The sequence below is a fragment of the Cupriavidus sp. SIMBA_020 genome, from assembly GCF_046535395.1.
Lineage (GTDB): Bacteria > Pseudomonadota > Gammaproteobacteria > Burkholderiales > Burkholderiaceae > Cupriavidus > Cupriavidus campinensis.
Genome location: NZ_JAWRWU010000003.1, coordinates 174,462 through 193,541, shown reverse-complemented (window position 1 = coordinate 193,541; position 19,080 = coordinate 174,462). Strand labels below are relative to the sequence as shown.

At 66.7% G+C, this 19,080-nt stretch carries 21 protein-coding genes; 13 read left to right on the top strand and 8 right to left on the bottom strand.

Translation table 11 applies throughout. From position 1 onward, the window contains the following. Window positions 1-94: 94 nt before the first annotated feature. On the bottom strand, window positions 95-472 hold the full coding sequence (locus SB751_RS07805; protein ID WP_211943983.1) for a potassium channel family protein: 378 nt from the start codon (window positions 470-472) through the stop codon (window positions 95-97). Between the two features lie 76 nt (window positions 473-548). After that, window positions 549-1,283: a GntR family transcriptional regulator gene (locus tag SB751_RS07800; protein WP_410747915.1), complete on the bottom strand. Its 735-nt coding sequence runs from the start codon at window positions 1,281-1,283 to the stop codon at window positions 549-551. 163 nt (window positions 1,284-1,446) lie between these two features. On the opposite strand from SB751_RS07800, the gene pcaB reads away from it, so the two are divergent. Genes pcaB through SB751_RS07785 form a run of 3 tightly spaced genes read left to right on the top strand, consistent with a single transcriptional unit; the run spans window position 1,447 to window position 5,267 of the window. Continuing rightward, the gene (pcaB, locus tag SB751_RS07795) at window positions 1,447-2,820 is read left to right on the top strand and encodes a 3-carboxy-cis,cis-muconate cycloisomerase (protein WP_211943989.1); all 1,374 of its coding nucleotides are present in this window, start codon (window positions 1,447-1,449) and stop codon (window positions 2,818-2,820) included. A 60-nt stretch (window positions 2,821-2,880) separates the two neighbouring features. Continuing rightward, on the top strand, window positions 2,881-3,867 hold the full coding sequence (locus SB751_RS07790; protein WP_144203030.1) for a tripartite tricarboxylate transporter substrate binding protein BugD: 987 nt from the start codon (window positions 2,881-2,883) through the stop codon (window positions 3,865-3,867). A gap of 5 nt (window positions 3,868-3,872) precedes the next feature. Continuing rightward, the gene (locus tag SB751_RS07785; RefSeq protein ID WP_410747914.1) at window positions 3,873-5,267 is read left to right on the top strand and encodes a class II fumarate hydratase; all 1,395 of its coding nucleotides are present in this window, start codon (window positions 3,873-3,875) and stop codon (window positions 5,265-5,267) included. A 26-nt stretch (window positions 5,268-5,293) separates the two neighbouring features. Here SB751_RS07785 and SB751_RS07780 read toward each other — a convergent pair whose 3' ends face one another. The 3 genes from SB751_RS07780 to SB751_RS07770 are packed head-to-tail and all read right to left on the bottom strand — an operon-like array spanning window position 5,294 to window position 7,489. Beyond that, the gene (locus SB751_RS07780) at window positions 5,294-6,076 is read right to left on the bottom strand and encodes a class II aldolase/adducin family protein (protein ID WP_144203033.1); all 783 of its coding nucleotides are present in this window, start codon (window positions 6,074-6,076) and stop codon (window positions 5,294-5,296) included. A gap of 50 nt (window positions 6,077-6,126) precedes the next feature. Beyond that, on the bottom strand, window positions 6,127-6,495 hold the full coding sequence (locus tag SB751_RS07775; RefSeq protein WP_410747913.1) for a RidA family protein: 369 nt from the start codon (window positions 6,493-6,495) through the stop codon (window positions 6,127-6,129). Between the two features lie 7 nt (window positions 6,496-6,502). Beyond that, window positions 6,503-7,489: an NAD(P)-dependent oxidoreductase gene (locus tag SB751_RS07770; RefSeq protein ID WP_211943980.1), complete on the bottom strand. Its 987-nt coding sequence runs from the start codon at window positions 7,487-7,489 to the stop codon at window positions 6,503-6,505. A gap of 206 nt (window positions 7,490-7,695) precedes the next feature. Between SB751_RS07770 and SB751_RS07765 the strand changes: the two genes are divergently transcribed. Both SB751_RS07765 and SB751_RS07760 read left to right on the top strand, forming a co-directional pair. Continuing rightward, complete coding sequence (locus SB751_RS07765; protein ID WP_250025755.1) at window positions 7,696-8,724, top strand: Bug family tripartite tricarboxylate transporter substrate binding protein; 1,029 nt, start codon at window positions 7,696-7,698, stop codon at window positions 8,722-8,724. A gap of 152 nt (window positions 8,725-8,876) precedes the next feature. Next, window positions 8,877-9,548: a GntR family transcriptional regulator gene (locus SB751_RS07760; protein WP_211943979.1), complete on the top strand. Its 672-nt coding sequence runs from the start codon at window positions 8,877-8,879 to the stop codon at window positions 9,546-9,548. Between the two features lie 110 nt (window positions 9,549-9,658). Here SB751_RS07760 and acnB read toward each other — a convergent pair whose 3' ends face one another. After that, complete coding sequence (gene acnB / locus SB751_RS07755; protein ID WP_144200025.1) at window positions 9,659-12,250, bottom strand: bifunctional aconitate hydratase 2/2-methylisocitrate dehydratase; 2,592 nt, start codon at window positions 12,248-12,250, stop codon at window positions 9,659-9,661. 221 nt (window positions 12,251-12,471) lie between these two features. On the opposite strand from acnB, the gene SB751_RS07750 reads away from it, so the two are divergent. After that, window positions 12,472-12,618 carry a chorismate-binding protein gene (locus SB751_RS07750; protein ID WP_144200023.1) on the top strand — a complete coding sequence of 49 codons (147 nt, stop codon included), beginning with the start codon at window positions 12,472-12,474 and terminating at the stop codon, window positions 12,616-12,618. Here the strand turns inward: SB751_RS07750 and SB751_RS07745 are convergent. Then, window positions 12,600-13,316 (bottom strand): 4'-phosphopantetheinyl transferase, encoded by a 717-nt coding sequence (locus tag SB751_RS07745; protein ID WP_211943978.1) that lies wholly within the window; start codon window positions 13,314-13,316, stop codon window positions 12,600-12,602. The two genes, SB751_RS07750 and SB751_RS07745, sit on opposite strands and share 19 nt — an antisense overlap. A 257-nt stretch (window positions 13,317-13,573) precedes the next feature. Here SB751_RS07745 and fliL point away from each other — a divergent pair, with 257 nt between their 5' ends. The 7 genes from fliL (at window position 13,574) to fliR (ending at window position 18,097) form a co-directional block, all read left to right on the top strand. Beyond that, complete coding sequence (gene fliL / locus SB751_RS07740) at window positions 13,574-14,062, top strand: flagellar basal body-associated protein FliL (protein WP_144200019.1); 489 nt, start codon at window positions 13,574-13,576, stop codon at window positions 14,060-14,062. Between the two features lie 147 nt (window positions 14,063-14,209). Further along, complete coding sequence (gene fliM, locus SB751_RS07735; RefSeq protein ID WP_144200017.1) at window positions 14,210-15,223, top strand: flagellar motor switch protein FliM; 1,014 nt, start codon at window positions 14,210-14,212, stop codon at window positions 15,221-15,223. Beyond that, window positions 15,216-15,689, top strand: a complete 474-nt coding sequence (gene fliN / locus SB751_RS07730) for a flagellar motor switch protein FliN (protein WP_144200015.1) — start codon at window positions 15,216-15,218, stop codon at window positions 15,687-15,689. The genes fliM and fliN overlap by 8 nt, the downstream gene beginning before the upstream one ends. Beyond that, a complete protein-coding gene (gene fliO, locus SB751_RS07725; protein ID WP_410747912.1) occupies window positions 15,686-16,213 on the top strand; it encodes a flagellar biosynthetic protein FliO in 528 nt (175 codons plus the stop codon). The genes fliN and fliO overlap by 4 nt, the downstream gene beginning before the upstream one ends. After that, window positions 16,210-17,016, top strand: coding sequence for a flagellar type III secretion system pore protein FliP (gene fliP, locus SB751_RS07720; RefSeq protein ID WP_144200011.1), 807 nt, complete (start codon window positions 16,210-16,212; stop codon window positions 17,014-17,016). The genes fliO and fliP overlap by 4 nt, the downstream gene beginning before the upstream one ends. Window positions 17,017-17,029: 13 nt before the next feature. After that, window positions 17,030-17,299 carry a flagellar biosynthesis protein FliQ gene (gene fliQ, locus SB751_RS07715; RefSeq protein WP_092295594.1) on the top strand — a complete coding sequence of 90 codons (270 nt, stop codon included), beginning with the start codon at window positions 17,030-17,032 and terminating at the stop codon, window positions 17,297-17,299. A gap of 12 nt (window positions 17,300-17,311) precedes the next feature. Beyond that, on the top strand, window positions 17,312-18,097 hold the full coding sequence (gene fliR / locus SB751_RS07710; RefSeq protein WP_144200009.1) for a flagellar biosynthetic protein FliR: 786 nt from the start codon (window positions 17,312-17,314) through the stop codon (window positions 18,095-18,097). Between the two features lie 26 nt (window positions 18,098-18,123). Here fliR and SB751_RS07705 read toward each other — a convergent pair whose 3' ends face one another. Then, window positions 18,124-18,930: a class D beta-lactamase gene (locus SB751_RS07705; protein ID WP_144200083.1), complete on the bottom strand. Its 807-nt coding sequence runs from the start codon at window positions 18,928-18,930 to the stop codon at window positions 18,124-18,126. Window positions 18,931-19,080 lie beyond the last annotated feature (150 nt).

Sequence of the window (19,080 nt, the reverse complement as noted above, 5' to 3'; positions counted from 1 at the left end):
GGCGAAGGAGGGTGTGTTGCGACCCGCCAACGCAGGACGCTGCGCCTGCTTTAGCAGGCTAGGTGAGCGCTGACTATCGGCGGGGCATGACCCCTCACCCCAACGTTCGCCTCGCCGCAGCCTGGATCGCTTGCACGGCCGCCGCGGTCATGACGCCCATCGCCAATACGCCCAGCGCGCCGAGCGCCACCGCGAGAACGCGGCCCAGGGCGGTGGTTGGGACGACGTCGCCGAAGCCGATCGTCAGCGACGTGATCGCACAGAAATACAAGGTGCCGCCGAGCGACGATGGCGACCGGCTGCCCGCATCGACCGGGCCGCCGACGTAGTACATCGCTAGCGACAGCAGGACGAACAGCCCGCCGAGGAAAATCAGGATCGAGCGCAATTGCCACAGCACGGCGGTGAATTCGGCAATGGCGTGGCGCGGGCGGATGGGTATCGGCCCGGAATCGTTGCGGATGGTGGCCATAAGCGGTGGACTCCCTTGATTTCCCTTCAAAGACAAGGTGCGGCGAAGGCCGCGCTAGTCCATGTTAGGTGCCGGATCAGCCCGCCGTGCGTTTCAGGCGCGTGGTGACCGAAAAGGTTTCCGCCGGATGGATCGTCACCGACACCTCGAAGGTGTCGCCCGCCTCGTCGATGTAGCGGCGCACGATCTTCAGCACCGCCGCGCCCGGCTCCAGCCCCAGCGCGCGGGCGATGCGCGGGTCCGCCAGCGTGGTGGCGCGCACATCCTGCTCGATCTCGGCAATCGGCCGCCCGTGGCGCGACTCGATCAGGGCGCTGACCAGCACGTCGGGCGTGTTGCGCACGATCGGGCCGATGTCCGCGTAGGCGCTATCTATATAGATATCGGTCCAGGCCATGGGCGCGGCGCGGGCGCCGTCGTCCAGCCGCACGCTGGAGATGCGCAGCCAGCGGGTGTCCGGCGTGCCGCCCAGGTCGGCCGCCACTTCCGGCGGCGCCGTCACGGTCTCCACCGACTGCACCACGCGCCGGTGCGCCTCGCCGAACTGCATGAGGTCTTCCACCGAGGCCAGTGTGGGCTTGAACACGGCCCGGGGCTGCGCGGCCTCCACACGGGTGCCCACGTTCTTGCGGCGCGACACCAGCCCCATGTCCTGCAAGGACTGCAACACCGCACGAATGGTGTAGCGGCTGGCCTGGAACTGCTCGCACAGCGCGAATTCGGTCGGCAGCAGCGTGCCCACGGGGAATTGGCCCTTGGTGATGCCATCCAGCAATTCGCGGGTGATCTCCGCTGCGTTTGTTTTACTCATAAAGGCCCGTTACATCACATGATCGGTGCGGCGCGGCAGGGCTGACGGAACCCGGGTTTACGCCCCGGGTTTACGCCGATTTCCGAAATATGTTCGAACATATTTAATAATGGATATGTTCGAACATATACGAGATCCCGTCAGCATGCCACAAGGTCGCACCATGCCCAACTATTCGATTCCCGCCGCCAGTACCGTTGTCGACTCCGCGCTGTTCCGCGACGCCTTCGGCACGGCGGCCATGCGCGAGATCTTCTCCGATGGCGCGCTAGTCCAGCGCTACATCGACGTCGAGATCGCCCTTGCCCGGGCCGAAGCCCGCGTCGGCGTGATTCCGGCCGATGCCGCCGAGACCATCGCCAGCGCCGCGCGCCTCGACCGCATCGACTTCGACCACATGCGCGAGGAAACCGACATTGTCGGCTATCCGATCCTCCCGCTGGTACACCAGCTCGTGGAAATGTGCGGCGATGCCGGCCGGTACGTCCACTGGGGCGCCACCACGCAGGACATCATGGACACCGCCGTGGCCCTCCAGGTGCGCGACGCGCTGGACAGCATCGACGCCGATATCCGCGCCCTGCGCGGCATTCTGGCCGACCTGGCCGCCCGGCACCGCGACACCCCGATGGCCGGCCGCACCCACCTGCAGCAGGCCCTGCCGGTCACCTTTGGCTACAAGGTGGCGATCTGGCTGGCGATGTTCGACCGCCACCAGCAGCGTCTGGCCGAATTGCGCCCGCGCGTGGCCGTGGTGGAGTTCGCCGGGGCCGCCGGCACGCTGGCGTCGCTGGGCGACAAGGGCTTCGCCGTGCAGCAGGCGCTGGCCGAGGAATTGGGCCTGGGCGTGCCCGCCACCACCTGGCACGTGGCGCGCGACGGCTTTGCCGAAGCGGTGAACCTGCTGGCGCTGGTCACCGGCTCGCTGGGCAAGATCGCGCTCGACATCATGATCATGGCGTCCACCGAGTTCGCCGAGGTCTACGAGCCCTTCGTCAAGGGCCGGGGCGCCAGCAGCACCATGCCGCAGAAGCGCAACCCGATTTCGAGCGAACTGATGCTCGCCGCCTCGAAGGCGGTGCGCCAGCATGCCGGGCTGATGGTCGATGCGATGGTGCAGGACTTCGAACGCGCCACCGGCCCGTGGCACGCCGAGTGGATCGCCATTCCCGAGAGTTTCATCCTGACGGCCGGCGCGCTGCATCAGGCGAAGTTCGCGCTGGGCGGGCTGATCGTCGACGTGCCGCGCATGGCCCACAACCTCGGCATCACCAGGGGGCTGATCGTCGCCGAGGCCGTGATGATGCGCATGGCGCCCCACATCGGCCGCCAGCAGGCGCACGACGTGGTCTACGACGCCTGCCGCACCGTCAACGAGCAGGGCGGCACGCTGGCCGAGGCCCTGCTGGCGCTGCCGGCCGTGACCGAGCACTTCGACCGCGCCGCCATCGCACACATGGTGGACCCTGCCAATTACCTCGGCCTGGCGCCGCAGATGGTCGACCGGGCCATCGCGCTGTCCGGCGAAGTGGCCTGAGCCCTCCGGCCGGCGCCACGCACTGCTTTCCACACGATAAGACTGATTCAGGAGACAACCATGCAATGCTTCCCCGCCTTCGTGCGCGGCGCGCTCGCCGCCGCCGCCCTGCTCACCGCCGTATCCGCCCAGGCCCAGAACTGGCCGGCCAAGCCGATCACGTGGATCGTGCCGTTCGCGGCCGGCGGCCCCACTGACGCGCTGGCGCGCAACATCGCCGAGCGCGTGGGGCGTGAGGTCGGCCAGTCGATCATCATCGACAACTCGCCCGGTGCCGGCGGCACGGTCGGTGCCACCAAGGCGGCCCGCGCGCCGGCGGACGGCTACACCATGCTGGTGGGGCATATGGGCTACATGGGCGCGGCGCCGGCGCTCTACAAGAAGCTGCCGTACGACCCGGTCAAGGACTTCGCGCCGGTGTTCCGCTTCCCGGACACGCCGATGGTGCTGATGGTGCGCAAGGACCATCCGGCCAAGGACGTGAAGGCGCTCGTCGAATATGGCAAGCAGAACCCGGGCAAGCTGTTCATCAGCAACGCCGGCATGGGCTCCACCTCCCACCTGATTGCGGCGATGTTTGCGTCGGCGGCGGGCATCAAGGTGTCGCTGGTGCCCTACAAGGGCGCCGGTCCGGCGCTGATCGACGTGATTGGCGGCCAGGTGGACGGCATGTTCGACCAGACCAACACGGCGCTGCCGCAGATTACCGAGGCCAAGGTCCGTGCGCTGGCGGTGACCTCGGCATCGCGCGTGGGCCAGCTCAAGGACGTGCCGACGCTGGCCGAAACCGTGGTGCCAGGCTTCGAGGCCGCTACCTGGTACGGCATCTACGCGCCGAAGGGCACGCCGCAGCCGGTCATCGACAAGATGCAGGCCGCCTACCTGAAGGTGATGAACGACAAGGCGTTCACCGACCGCCTGTCCGCGCAGGCCATCCAGATGCTGCCGGCCGACAAGTACACGGCCAGCGCGCTGGGCAAGCACACCGAGGCCGAAGTCGCGCGCTGGAAGGTGCTCGCCGCCAAGGCCAACATCTCGCTGGACTGAGCGCCATGACATCGCCCCGGGTGGAGCATGACGCCTTCGGCCCCGTCGAAATCCCGGCCGACCGCTACTGGGGCGCCCAGACCCAGCGCGCGCTGGCCGTGTTCGGCATCGGCAGCGAACGCTTTCCAGACTGCCTGATCCACGCCTTCGGCCTGCACAAGATGGCGGCGGCGGTGGCCAACCAGCAGTGCGGGGCGCTGGAGGCGGAGATGGCGTCGGCCATCTCCGCCGCGGCGGCCGAGGTGCGCAGCGGCGCGTTCGATGCGCATTTCCCGCTCACGGTCTGGCAGACCGGCTCCGGCACGCAGACCAACATGAATGCGAACGAGGTGATCGCCAACCGGGCCAACCAGCGGCTGGGCCAGCCGCTGGGGACGAAGCAGCCGATTCATCCGAACGATCACGTCAACCGCTCGCAGTCATCGAACGACAGCTTTCCCACGGTGATGCACCTGAGCGCGGTGCTGGAACTCGAAGACCGGCTGCTGCCGGCGCTGGCGGCCCTGCGCGACAGCCTCCAGGCGCGCGCGACGGACTTCGCGGACATCCTGAAGCTGGCCCGCACCCACCTGATGGATGCCGTGCCGACCACGCTGGGCCGCAGCTTCGAGGGCTTCGCCGCCCAGGTTGGGCACGGCATCGCGCGCATCGAGGCGACCCTGCCGCGCCTGCTGATGCTGCCGCAGGGCGGCACGGCGGCGGGCACCGGGCTCAACGCCCCGCCCGGCTTCGCGGAAGCGTTCTGCGCGGAGGTGGCCCGCCTGACCGGCCTGCCCTTCCAGCCCAATCCCTGCAAGGTGGAAGGCATGGCCGCGCACGACGCCCTGCTGGAGTTGTCCGGCGTGCTGAACGTGATTGCGGCGTCGTGCATCAAGATCGCCAATGACCTGCGCTGGATGAGCTCCGGGCCAAACTGCGGCCTCGGCGAACTGGTGATGCCCGAGGACGGGCTCACCTCGTCGATCATGCCGGGCAAGCGCAATCCGACCATCGCCGAAGTCATGGTGCAGGCCGGCATGCAGGTGGCCGGCAACCACGTAACGGTGACCATGGCCGGCGCCTCGGGCAGCTTCGAGCTGAACGTGGCCAAGCCGGTGCTGATCTACAACGTGCTCCAGTCGATCCGGCTGCTGGCCGACAGCGCGAACACCGTGGCCGAGCGGGTCATCCCCGGGCTGGCGCCGGACCGCGCGCGGCTGGCGCGCCAGCTCGACAGCCCGCTGCTGGCGGCCACCGCGCTGAACCCGGTGATCGGCTACGACCAGGCGGCGCGCATCGTGCGCCACGCCATGGCGCACGGCGTGGCGCCGCGCGAGGCCGCCATCGCCCTGGGCATCCTGCGTGGCGACGAATACGACCGGCTGGTCGATCTCGAACGCATGGCCCGGGGCGTGGCGTAACCAGCGACGAGGGCGGGGACGCCGCCTCAGCAGCGATAGTCCCCGCCATCGCGGTCCAGCAGGCGCAGCAGCGCGGTCCACTCGCGGTCCAGGTGCACCGTGTCGAGGTAGGCGTAGTCGTCGTGCTGCTTGGCGGCGTGCTCGCAGACCTCGGGCGACGGCAGGGTGACCTTCTGGCCCATCGACAGCGTCTGCAGCTGGATCTCGCAGGCGCGGTTCAGGTAGAACATGCGCGTGAACGCCTCCGCCACCGAGCGGCCGGTGGTCAGCAGGCCGTGGTTGCGCAGGATCAGGTAGTTGGCGTCCTGCATCGAGTGCACGATGCGCGAGCGCTCGTCCAGGTCCAGCGAAATGCCTTCGTAGTCGTGGTAGTTCACGCGGTTGTAGAACTGCATGCTGATCTGGTTCAGCGGCAGCAGGCCGCACTCCAGCGCGGCGACAGCCATGCCGGCGTCCGTGTGGAGGTGGACCACGCACTCCACGTCGTGGCGGCTCTGGTGCAGGGCGCTGTGGATCGTGAAGCCGGCGGCGTTGACCTCGAAGCGGTTATCGCCGATCGGCCGGCCTTCGGTATCGATCTTCACGAGGCACGAAGCCGTGATCTCGTCGAAAAACCAGCCGTGCGGATTGATCAGGAACTGGTCCTGCGTGCCTGGCACGCGCACGGAAATATGGGTGTAGATCAGGTCGGTGAGCTGGAACTTTGCCGCCAGGCGGTAGGCGGCGGCCAGCTGCACGCGCACCGCCCATTCTTCCTCGCTGATATTGCGCGGCTTGCGGTTGCGGTGCGGGTCCGTGGTGGAAATCATGGTGGCGTCCTCTGGGGAAATCGGCGGAAGTCGGCGGAAATCGGCGGAAATCAGGCGAGCAAGGCGGTGATGACGATCTCGACGCGGTAGGCCGGGTCGGCCAGCTCGACCTTGCCGCAGCAGCGCGTGGGCGTTTCGCCGGGGACGACCCAGGCGTCCCAGACCGCGTTGAAGCCGTCGAAGTCGGCCATGTCGGCCAGCCAGATCTGGGCGGTTAGCGCGCGGCGGCGGTCGGTGCCGGCCTCGGCCAGCAGGGCGTCCACCTTGGCCAGCGCTTCGCGGGCCTGGCTGGTGATGTCGCCGGACTTGTCGTCGGCCACCTGGCCGGCCAGGAAGACCATGCCGTTGGCGATGACGGCCCGGCTGCGGCGATGGTTCTGGTCCAGGCGGACGATGGGCGATGCGGAAGATGTGGACATGGCGGGCTCAGGCGTGGGTCTTGACGATGCGGCGGCAGTGCTCCAGCGCGGCGCCGATCAGGTTGTTGTTGGCTTCCGGCGTGCGGAAGGCCGAATGGGCGGACAGCGTGACGTTGGGCAGCGTGGTCAGCACGTGGCCGGCGGGCATCGGCTCCACCGTGAACACGTCCAGCCCGGCGTGGGCCAGCTTGCCGCTGCGCAGCGCCGCGATCATGGCGTCTTCATCCACCAGCGCGCCGCGCGCCGTGTTGACCAGGATCGCGCCGTCGCGCATCGACTGGATGCGCTCCGCCGTGATCAGGCCGCGCGTCTCGTCGGTCAGCAGCAGGTGCAGGGACACCACGTCGCTCTGCGCCAGCAGCGTGTCCAGATCGACGAATTCCACGCCCTCGTGCGTCTTGGGCGAGCGGTTCCAGGCCAGCACGCGCATGCCGATGCCCCGCGCCAGCCGTGCCAGTTCCTGGGCGATGCCGCCAAACCCGACCAGCCCGAGGGTCTTGCCTGTCAGCTGCACGGCGTCCGAGCGCAGCCAGTTGCCGGCGCGCATCTCGCGGTCCATGCGCGCGAAGTTGCGCGCGGCCGCCCACATCAGCGCGAACGCGCATTCGGCCACAGCGGTATCCCCGTAGCCCTTGATGGTGTGCACCGTGATGCCGATCTCGGCCAGTTCCTCCGGATTCATATAGCTGCGCGGGCCGGTGCCCAGGAACACCACGTGCTTGAGACCCACGCAATGGCGGGCGATCTCGGTCGGCAGATGGGTGTGGTCGATGATCGCGATCGGCGCGCCGGCCAGCGTGGCGGGCAGTTGCTCGGGCGTGATCTCGGGCTGGCGGTTGATGGTCAGCGGCAGGTCGTCGGCCCGGTGCAGGCGGGAAGCCACTTCCGACAGTGTGGGATTGGCATCGACGAAGACGGCGCGCCATGCACCAGCATCGGACGCCGGATTATGGGTAGCGGGGCGGGCAGGCGTGGCGGGAAGAGAAGAAGTCATTGTTTTTACTCGGCAATAAATAGGGGTGAACCATTACGGTGCCGATGAACCAAAACGGGGCTCGATGAGGCCGCAACGGTGAAGCGCAGCATAACGCTTTACAGAATACAGATCAATAATTAAAGTCTGTATACAGGACGGAGTGCAGGACCGGGAGCCACCCGGCCCGCACGTTGCCCCCACCACCCTGCCCTTGGAGCGTTCCCATGACGATGCGCCGACTTGCCCCGCGATTTGCCTTGCGATTTGTCCCGTTTTCCGCCTCCCTGCTTGCTGTCACGTTGATGGGGCTGGCCAGCCCCGCTTCGTCCCAGGACACCAAGTCTTGGCCCAACAACACGATTGCCATCGTCAGCGGCTTCCCCGGAGGCGCCGCCACCGACATCTACGCGCGCCGGCTTGGCGTGGAGCTGAACAAGGAATTCGGCGTCTCATTTATCTCCGATAATCGCCCCGGTGCGGGCGGCAATATCGCATCGAGCCTCGTCGCGCAGGCCAAGCCGGATGGTTATACTTTCCTGCTCGGCACGGCCGGCACGCACGCGATTAATCCCGCGCTATATTCGAAACTGTCATTTGACGTGGTGAATGATTTCTCGCGCATTGCATTATTGGGCACGCTGCCGAATATCCTGCTCGTGAATCCCGAGAAGCATCCGGAGATCAAGACCTGCCAGGACCTGATTGCCGCCGCGAAGAAGGCGCCCGGCACGTTGAACTACGCCTCGACGGGCAACGGCGCCTCCGGCCATCTGGCCGGCACGCAGTTCGCCACGGCCTCGAAGACCAGCTACGTGCATATCCCGTACAAGGGGCAGGGGCCGGCCATGACCGCGCTGCTCTCGGGCGAGGTCGATTTCTTCTTCAACCAGAGTTCGCCTAGCCTGGGCGCCATCCAGTCTGGCAAGGTGCGTGCGTTAGCGGTCACTTCGTCGCAGCGCGTGAGCGTGCTGCCGAATGTGCCGACCGTGGCCGAGGCCTGCAACCTGCCCGGCTTCGAGAGCACCACCTGGTATGGCCTGTTCGGCCCGGCCGCGTTGCCGGCGGACATCCAGAACCGGATGTCGCAGGCCGTGCTCAAGGCCATCGGCACGGAAAGCTTCCGCCAATGGCTGGTGAGCCAGGCGATCCAGCCCATTGCCGATGGCGGCCCGGCGGCGTTCAAGCGCACGCAGCTTGCCGATATGAAAGCCTGGGCCAAAATCGTCAAGGATTCTGGCGCGCATATCGATTAACGCAGAGCAAAGCGAAGCGGACCGATTCGCACGGCCGGACGCCGGTTGCCGCGAGGTGTATACACCGCCGTGCACAGAATCGAATTCAGGTATATTCCAGCCTTTCGCCAGTACCGGCGAAAGGCTGATGACCGAAGACAGGACTCAATACCGTGGCAACCGTGGCAAGTGACAGCATCGTCGAGCAGGTTTATGACAAGCTCAAGCAGATGAGCGTGGGCTATGACTTCAAACCCGGCGAACGGCTCAACGAAGGCGTGCTGGCCAGTGCGCTGGGCGTCAGCCGCACCCCGCTGCGCGAGGCGCTGACCCGCCTGACGACCGAAGGGCTGCTGCGCTTCTCGCCGGGCAAGGGCTTCTTCTGCCGCGATCTGGATGCCCAGGAAGTGTTTTCCCTCTACGAGCTGCGCAAGGTCGTGGAGACCGAGGCGCTGCGCCTGGCCATCGTGCGGGCCAGGGAAGAGGACATCGACGCCCTGCTCTCCTTCCTCGAGAACACCGGCCCGGAACCGGGCGACCGCACGGTGGAAGAACTCGTGAAACTCGACGAGACCTTCCATGAAGGGCTGATGGCGATGTCCGGCAACCTGGAGATGCTGCGGGTGCTGAAGAACATCAACGCCCGTATCCGCTTCGTGCGCTGGATCGACATGGAGCGCTGCGACCGCCGCGTCAGCCAGAACGACCACCGCGAGATCCTCCTGGGCCTCAAGGCGCGCGACCCCGAGCGCTGCATCCCCATCCTCACCCGCCATATCGACCGCCGCCACGACCAGATCGCGACCGCCCTGAAGGAAGGACTGGCGCAGATCTACATGGGCTGACGGCCGCCCTACCTCCCGCCTTCCCCCCAAGAAAAAACCCCGCGCTGCCATCGGCAACGCGGGGTTCGATGCCCTGCCGCGAACGGCAGGACCGGCTGTGCCCGGAACGCTTACACGTTCACGGTGTCGGCCACTTCCTTGAAGTCTTCGATCTGGTCGAAGTTCATGTACTGGTAGATCTTGTCGCTGTTGGCGGTCAGCACGCCCATGTCGGCCATGTACTCTTCCTTGTTCGGAATGCGGCCAAGGCGCGAGCAGATGGCGGCCAGCTCGGCCGAACCCAGGTACACGTTGGTGTTCTTGCCCAGACGGTTCGGGAAGTTACGCGTGCTGGTGGACATCACCGTGGCGCCTTCGCGCACCTGTGCCTGGTTACCCATGCACAGCGAGCAGCCCGGCATTTCGGTGCGCGCACCAGCCGTGCCGAACACGCCGTAGTGGCCTTCCTCGGTCAGCTGCTTCTGGTCCATCTTGGTCGGCGGGGCCACCCACAGCTTCACGGGGATGTCGCGCTTGCCTTCCAGCAGCTTCGAGGCTGCGCGGAAGTGACCGATGTTCGTCATGCACGAGCCGATGAACACTTCGTCGATCTTGGCGCCGGCCACCTCGGCCAGCGTCTTCACGTCGTCCGGGTCGTTCGGGCAGGCGACGATCGGCTCATGCACGTCGGCCAGATCGATCTCGATCACGGCGGCGTACTCGGCGTCGGCATCCGGCTCCAGCAGCTTCGGGTCGGCCAGCCACGCTTCCATGGCCTTGATACGGCGCTGCAGGCTGCGCGGGTCCTGGTAGCCCTCGGCGATCATCCACTTCAGCAGCGTGATGTTGCTGTTGATGTACTCGATGATCGGTTCCTTGTTCAGGCGCACCGTGCAACCGGCGGCCGAACGCTCGGCGGAGGCGTCGGACAGCTCGAAAGCCTGTTCCACCTTCAGGTCGGGCAGACCTTCGATTTCCAGGATACGGCCCGAGAAGATGTTCTTCTTGCCTTGCTTGGCCACGGTCAGCAGGCCCGACTTGATCGCGTACAGCGGAATTGCGTTGACCAGGTCGCGCAGCGTGACGCCGGGCTGCATCTTGCCCTTGAAGCGGACCAGCACCGATTCCGGCATGTCCAGCGGCATCACGCCGGTGGCGGCGGCAAACGCCACCAGACCGGAGCCGGCCGGGAAGCTGATGCCGATCGGGAAACGGGTGTGCGAGTCACCGCCAGTGCCGACGGTATCCGGCAGCAGCATGCGGTTGAGCCACGAGTGGATCACACCGTCGCCCGGACGCAGCGAGATACCGCCGCGCGTGCTGATGAACTGGGGCAGCGTGTGGTGCGTCTTCACGTCCACGGGCTTCGGGTAGGCGGCGGTGTGGCAGAACGACTGCATCACCAGGTCGGCCGAGAAGCCCAGGCAGGCCAGGTCCTTCAGCTCGTCGCGCGTCATCGGGCCGGTGGTGTCCTGCGAGCCCACCGAGGTCATCTTCGGTTCGCAGTACGTACCCGGGCGGATGCCCTTGCCGTCGGTCAGGCCGCAGGCGCGGCCAACCATCTTCTGGGCCAGCGTGTAGCCGCGTCCGGTGTCGGCCGGATTCTGCGGCAGGCGGAACAGCGTGGACGGGGCCAGGCCCAGTGCCTCGCGGGCCTTGGCGGTCAGGCCACGGCCGACGATCAGCGGAATCCGGCCGCCGGCGCGCACTTCATCGAACAGCACGTCCGACTTGACCTTGAATTCGGCGATCACGGCGCCGTTCTTGAGCGCCTTGCCTTCGTACGGGCGCAGTTCGACCACGTCGCCGGTGTCCATCTGCGACACGTCGAGTTCGATCGGCAGCGCGCCGGCGTCTTCCATCGTGTTGTAGAAGATCGGGGCGATCTTGCTGCCCAGGCACACGCCGCCGAAGCGCTTGTTCGGCACGTAGGGGATGTCTTCGCCGGTGAACCACAGCACCGAGTTGGTGGCCGACTTGCGGCTGGAGCCCGTGCCGACCACGTCGCCCACGTAGGCCACGAGGTTGCCCTTCTCCTTCAGCGACTCGATGAACTTCACCGGGCCGCGCTTGCCGTCTTCCTCGGGCTGGAACGCGGTGCCTTCACGCTTGTTCTTCAGCATGGCCAGCGCGTGCATCGGGATGTCCGGGCGCGTGGTGGCGTCCGGGGCCGGCGACAGGTCGTCGGTGTTGGTCTCGCCCGGCACCTTGAACACGGTGATGGTCATCGAGGCCGGCACTTCCGGACGGTTCGTGAACCACTCGGCGTCGGCCCAGCTTTGCAGCACGGACTTGGCGTTGGCGTTGCCCTTGTCGGCCTTTTCCTTCACATCGTGGAAGGCATCGAACATCAGCAGCGTGGTCTTCAGCGCGTTGCCAGCCACGGCGCCGACTTCGGCGTCGTCGAGCAGCTCGATCAGCGGGGAGATGTTGTAGCCGCCGAGCATGGTGCCCAGCAGTTCGGTGGCGCGGGCGCGCGAGATCAGCGCGGTCTTCTCCGAACCCAGGGCCACGGCGGCCAGGTAGGAGGCCTTGACCTTGGCGGCATCATCCACGCCGGCCGGCACACGGTAGGTGATCAGGTCCAGCAGGGTCTGTTCCTCGCCCGCCGGCGGGTTCTTGATCAGTTCGATCAGCTCGGCGGTCTGCTTGGCGGTCAGCGGCAGAGGGGGAATGCCAAGCGCGGCGCGTTCGGCAACATGGGCGCGATAGGTATCAAGCATGGGAACCTGCTGGTAATAGGGTTATGACGTACAGCTTTGTCTCTGTGGGTCCGGCGGCGCAGCACACCGCTGGTTGCCGCGTGATTGTAATCCGAAGTCCGGCCCAGATCAAATGTCTTATATCTTATATAAGACTTAAAAACCACGAAGGTCGGAAAATCGGGGCTTGCAGGGTGGTGGATCGATAAAAAACACATGAAACGCGGCGGACTTGTCCCGCGCTGGTCCTGCGCTCGGTGTTCCGCCAGGGGGAGGCGTGCTGGCTGCAGGCCGGCGCCGGCATCGTGCGGGACTCGACGCCCGCCCGGGCGTGGGAGGAGACCTGCGAGAAGCTGGCCAGCGTGGCGCGCTACCTGCGTGAGGCCTGATAAGCCGACGCCGACGCCGACGCCGGCGCCGGCAGGTGCGCCACGGTGACCACATGGCCGGACGTGGCAGCCCACGCCACCCCGACCTCGCTGCCGGCCGGCCACCGCGGGTGCCAGTGGCGGGTCAGTGTCAGGGTCAGATGGCCGGCGCTGGCATCGGTCAGGGTGGCGGCGGTGAAATCGAAGAACTGGCGCACCGTCGGATAAAGGGCCTTATAAAGCGCTTCCTTGGCCGAGAACAGGACGGTGACCGCTGCTTCGATCGACGTACCTGCCCGGGCGGCCAGGAGATCGATCTCCTGCGGCGTGGCCACCAGGTGAGCGATGTCGGCGGCGCGGGCGGAAGTGAGCCACTGCTCCGCGTCTACCCCAAGCCCGGCGGTGGTTGACGCACGCGCGGCCAGCGCCACCGCCATGCCGTCCGCATGGCTGATGCTACCGATCCAGCCGTCAGGCCAGACCGGCAGGCGGTCTTCCCCGATCGTGACAACGTGTTCTGCCGCGCCGGCCCGGACCAGTGCCACGCGGGCGCAATAGCGGCCCGCGCGGAAGTGGCCCTGGCGCCTCGGCGTTGCGGTCAACAGCACGTCCGGGATGCGTTCCGAGGCAGCATCCGGCGCCGCGACGCCCGTCCAGGCCAGCTGGCAGAGCGTCACACTGGCGGGCAACCCCAGCGACAAGTGCAGTAAATCGCACATTTCGCTGCCGTGTGGGGCGTCAATGTCTGGTCGGGAAGACAAAGTGGTCATTCCATGTGAAGTCGACACTGACATCTTAAGTTCCGGGCTGGCGATTCGTTAACCATGTTGCAGGCGCTAATGGCGCGCCCATGCGCCTCCGCGCCCCGATCCCACCCAGCTCAAACGGCCAAGCTGAGTGGGTTTCCCCCTTTTTATCGGCCCTTTGCTTGCCTGCGATTCGGGAAGAATGGCAGGCATTCCGACACAGGCATCTCATGGCGAACACGCTTTCCCCCTCCCAGACTGGCGGCAACTCAAGCAAGCGCGGTCGACTGCTGCTGATTGGCGGCGGCGTGCTGGTGGTGGTGCTGGGCGTTGGCGGCTTCGTGCTCGGCAGCGTGCTCGGCGGCAACCGCCAGGCGGCAGCGCCGGCAGCACCCGTCATCCCTCCGCCGATCTTCGTGCCGCTCGACGCATTCACGGTGAACCTGAAGAGCGAGGACGGTGACCGCTTCCTGCACACCGGGCTGTCGCTGAAAGTGGCGGACGCCGACACCCAGGGCCGTCTGGCCCAGTACCAGCCGGAAGCGCGCAGCCGCATCCTGCTGCTGCTGTCGGCCCGCCAGCCGGCGGACCTGGCCACGGTGGAGGGCAAGCGCAAGCTGGCCCAGGACGTGCAGGCTGCCATCAGCCAGCCGTTCGCGCCCGGCCTGCCACCGCAGAAGATCCTGGATGTCTTGTTTACATCGTTCGTGGTGCAGTAAGCCGCTGGCGCCCTGCTCCCGAACCCACTGCATAACCGACATGACACTGTCCGCCGACCTTCCTTCCTGCCGTCGCGCCTGGCGCGCCGACTGAAGCCGGCCATGGACCGTTTCATCCTTACAGCTGTTCACGGGGCAGGACACTAGATGGCCTACGACAAGTTCCTCTCGCAGGACGAGGTAGACGAGCTACTGAAAGGCGTATCGGGCGAATCCGATGCGCCCGCAGCCAGCAGCGCGCCCGCTATTGATGAAGGCGGGGTGCGGCCGTACAACCTGGCTACCCAGGAACGGATCATCCGTGGCCGCCTGCACACGCTCGAAATCATCAACGAGCGCTTCGCGCGGGCGCTGCGCACGGCGCTGTTCAACTTCATCCGCCGCGGCGCCGACATCTCGGTCGGCTCGGTCAGGATCGAGAAGTACGGCGACTTTGTGCGCAACCTGCCGGTGCCGACCAACCTGAACCTGGTCCACATGAAGCCGCTGCGGGGCACCGCGCTGTTCGTGTACGACCCGAACCTCGTGTTCCTGGTGGTGGACAACCTGTTCGGCGGCGACGGCCGCTTCCACACCCGTGTGGAAGGCCGCGACTTCACGCAGACCGAGCAGCGCATCATCCGCCGCATGCTGGACCTGACGCTAAACAGCTACGGCCAGGCCTGGCGCACCGTGCATCCCATCGAGTTCGACTATGTCCGCTCGGAGATGCACACCAAGTTCGCCAACATCGCCGGCGCCAATGACGCCGTGGTGACCACCGCGTTCCATATCGAACTGGGCGCCGTGGGCGGTCAACTGCATATCTGTATTCCCTTCTCGATGATCGAACCGCTGCGGGATCTGCTGATGAACCCGCTGCAGGACGAGGTCGAGGTGGACAAGCGCTGGCTCGGCCAGCTCTCCACCCAGCTGCGTGCCGCCGAAGTGGAACTGGTGGCCGAATTCACGCACCTCCAGAGCACCGTGGCCGAGGTACTGGCCATGCGCGCCGGCGACGTGCTGCCGATCGACCTGCCCGAGAAGCTCTTCGGCAAGGTGGACGGCGTGCCCGTCATGCAATGCGGCTTCGGCACCATGAACGGCCAGTACGCGCTGCGCGTGGAGCGAATGATCAATTACCAAGACAGCGATTCCAACAAGGAAGACGATCATGACTGACGGCACTCAGGACAAGCCGGTCGATCCGATGGACGACTGGGCCAGCGCCCTGGCGGAGCAGACCAGCGCCGAGCCGGTACCCGCCGCCGCCCCGGCCGCCACGGCACCCGCTGCGGCGGCGCCTTCGCAAGCCATGGCCACCGCCACCCCGGCGGCCTCCACGGTGTTCCCGCCGCTGGCGCAGGAAGCGCCGGCCGGCTTCCACAACGATATCGGGATGATTCTCGATATCCCGGTACAGCTGACCGTGGAACTGGGCCGCACCAAGGTACCCATCAAGAACCTGCTGCAACTGGCGCAGGGCTCGGTGGTGGAACTCGACGGCCTGGCCGGTGAACCGATGGACGTGCTGGTGAATGGCTACCTGATCGCCCAGGGCGAGGTGGTGGTCGTGAACGACAAGTTCGGCATTCGCCTGACGGACATCATCACGCCGTCCGAACGTATCCGGAAGCTGAACAAATGACAGCCGTGTCGCGCCGGCTGCGGTCTGCCGGACGCTTTGCCGCGGGCCTGATCCTCACGGGTCTGGCCACGGCCGGTGCGCAGGCTGCAGATGTTGTATTGAGTACCGCCCAGGCGGCCAGTGCACCGGCCACCGCGGCTGCCCCGGTGGCGCAGACCGCCCCGGTGATCAACGGCGGGGCCAGCCTCGCGCAGGCCGGGCTCGGCCTGTTTGCCGTCATCGCGCTGATCCTCGGCATGGCCTGGCTCGCGCGCCGCGTGGGCCTGGTGCGCCACGGCAGCGGCGGCGCCACCATGAAGGTGGTGGGCAGCCTGATGCTGGGCGCGCGCCAGAAGGTGGTCATGGTGGAAGTTGGCGATACCTGGCTCGTGCTGGGCGTCTCCGCCGGCGAGATCCGTCCGCTCCACACCCTCCCGGCCCAGCCGGATGCCATGGTCCCGGCCGGCACCAACGCGCCGCAGCCCCTGCAGGGCGGCTTTGGCGAGCGCCTGATGCGCGCGATGCAGGAAAACCTCAAGAAATGAACACGTTGCGTGCCGCCATCGGACGGCATTCCGCCCGCGGCTCCCGCGCGCCTGCCATCTGGCTCGCGCTGCTGCCGGTAGCCGTCGGGCTGGCGCTGTCGGCCCTGCCCGAATCGGCCCTGGCCCAGGCGCTGCCCGGCGTGACCAGCAAGCCGGCCGCCGGCGGTGGCCAGACCTGGTCGCTCTCGATCCAGACGCTGGTCCTGCTGACCTCGCTGTCGTTCCTGCCGGCCGCCATGCTGATGATGACGGGCTTCACCCGCATCGTCATCGTGCTGGGCCTGCTGCGCAGCGCGCTGGGCACGGCCTCCTCGCCGCCGAACCAGGTGCTGGTGGGCCTGTCGCTGTTCCTGACCTTCTTCGTCATGTCCCCGGTGTTCGACCGCGTGTACACCGACGCCTACAAGCCGCTCTCCGAGAACAAGATCAGCCTGGAGACCGCCGCCTCCCGCGCCGCCGTGCCGATGCGCCAGTTCATGCTGCGCCAGACCCGCGAAAAGGACCTGGCGATGTTCGCCCAGATGGCCAAGACGCCCGAGATGAACGGCCCGGAAGACGTGCCGTTCTCGGTGCTGGTGCCGGCCTTCGTCACCAGCGAGCTGAAGACCGCGTTCCAGATCGGCTTCACCATCTTCATCCCGTTCCTGATCATCGACCTGGTCGTGGCCAGCGTGCTGATGGCCATGGGCATGATGATGGTGCCGCCGGCGACGATTTCATTGCCATTCAAGCTGATGCTGTTCGTGCTCGTGGATGGCTGGCAACTGCTGCTGGGCTCGCTGGCGCAGAGCTTCATGACCTGACAAGGAGCCTGCCATGACGCCCGAAACAGTCATGACCATCGCCACGCAGGCGATGAAGATGACCCTGATGCTGTCCGCCCCGCTGCTGCTGGTGGCGCTGGCGGCCGGTCTGGTGGTGAGCCTGTTCCAGGCCGCCACCCAGATCAACGAAATGACCCTGACGTTCATCCCGAAGCTGATTGCACTGTTCGTGACGATGGTGCTGGTTGGCCCGTGGATGATCAACACCTTCGTCGACTACATGCGCGAGGTGTTCCAGGGCATTCCCGCGCTGGCGCACTGACGCCCGCCTGCCGTGATCGACGTCTCCACGGCCCAGCTCTACGGCTGGATCGCCGCCTTCCTGTGGCCGATGTTCCGCCTGCTCGGGCTGATCGCCACCGCGCCGCTGTTCAGTGAATCGACGATTCCGCGCCGCGCCAAGGTGCTGCTGGCCGGCGCGCTGTCGGTCATCGTCTCGCCCACGCTCGGCAATATCCCGAGCGCCACGGTCTATTCGTTCGACGGTTTCCTGATCATCCTCAACGAGGTGGGCATCGGCGTGGCCATGGGCTTCACCATGCGGCTGGTCTTCGCGGCGGTGCAGACCGCCGGCGAGGTGATCGGCCTGCAGATGGGCCTCTCGTTCGCCTCGTTCTACGACCGCTCCTCCGGCGGGCAGACCATGGTGCTGTCGCGCTTCCTGAACATCGTGGCGATGCTGCTGTTCATCGTCCTGGACGGCCACCTGATGATGCTGGCCGTGCTGGTGGAAAGCTTCACCGCGCTGCCCATCGCCGGCACGCCGCTCTCCGGCCACGGCTGGGGCGCGGTGGCCAAGGCCGGGTCGATGGTGTTCTCGGCCGGCACCCTGCTCTCGCTGCCGATGATCGCCACGCTGCTCACGCTGAACCTGGCGATGGGTATCCTGAACCGCGCCTCGCCGCAGCTCTCGATCTTCGCGGTGGGCTTCCCGGTGACGCTGCTCGGCGGCATGCTGGTGCTGACCCTGGTCATGCCGCAGATGGGCGCCTACATGCAGCACATGGTCGAGGCCGGCCTGGCCACCATGGGCGCCGTCCTCGACCAGCTGGCGCCCTAGGTACCTGAAGGGGCGCCGCCCTCTCGCTAGTTCGCCTGCGGCAGCGCGCCAGCCTGCCGCAGCGCGGCGCGGCCGATCTCGAGCCGCTTCGGCCCCTGCTCCATCTTCGGCATGTCCATGTTCATGGCGAAGACATAGCGGTCCTCCCCGCGCGTGACCGAGCCAACCCACCAGCCCACATCGACACCCTCCCGCGCGGACCAGCCGGTCTTGGCCCGCAGCGTGTACGCCGGGGTCTGCTCGATGGTCAGGATGTCATCCAGCGCGTCGTAGCTGCGCGCCGAGATGCCCGGCAGCGTGCGCGCCACCACGGCCCGCATGAAGTCGATCTGCTGGTAGGTGGTGATCTTCAGGTGGTTGTTGAGCCAGAACTGGTCCACCGGGCCGCTCACGTCCGCATTGCCGAAGTGGGCCGCGCCGAGGAAGCGGCGGTACTGCTCGGACCCCACACGCCGCGCCAGCGCCTGGTAGGCCGGCACGCACGAGTTCTTCAGTGCCAGCCGCAGCGACACATCGGCATTGCACACCGCCGGCAGGATCGGCTTGCCGTGGTGGGTCCAGACCTTGCCGTCCCAGGGGATCTTGTCGTTGTCCACGTCCGCCACGGCGCCGGTCTCCAGCCCGATCAGCGAATTGAAGATCTTGAAAGTGGAGGCCGGCGAGTAGGCCACGCGGGCGCGCGCCGGGTTGTAGGCGTACAGGCGCGCGGCGCCCACGTCGTAGATCAGCATCGTGCCCTGCGTGCCGGCGGCGTCGAAGAGCGGCTTGAGGTCGAGCGGGGTTTCCCTGGGGGCTTCCTTGGCCGTCTGCGCGTGGACCGGCGCGGCCAGCATCAGCGCGGCGGACAGCGAGGCGAGGCAAACAAGGCGGGAATATCGGGCAAGGCTGGGAAATCTGTTTGGCATGTTCTGCACCTTTCTGAGGGGAAGATCGAAATGTCATGGGATGACAATCCAGGCCCGGATCGTGGTGCGGAGCATAGG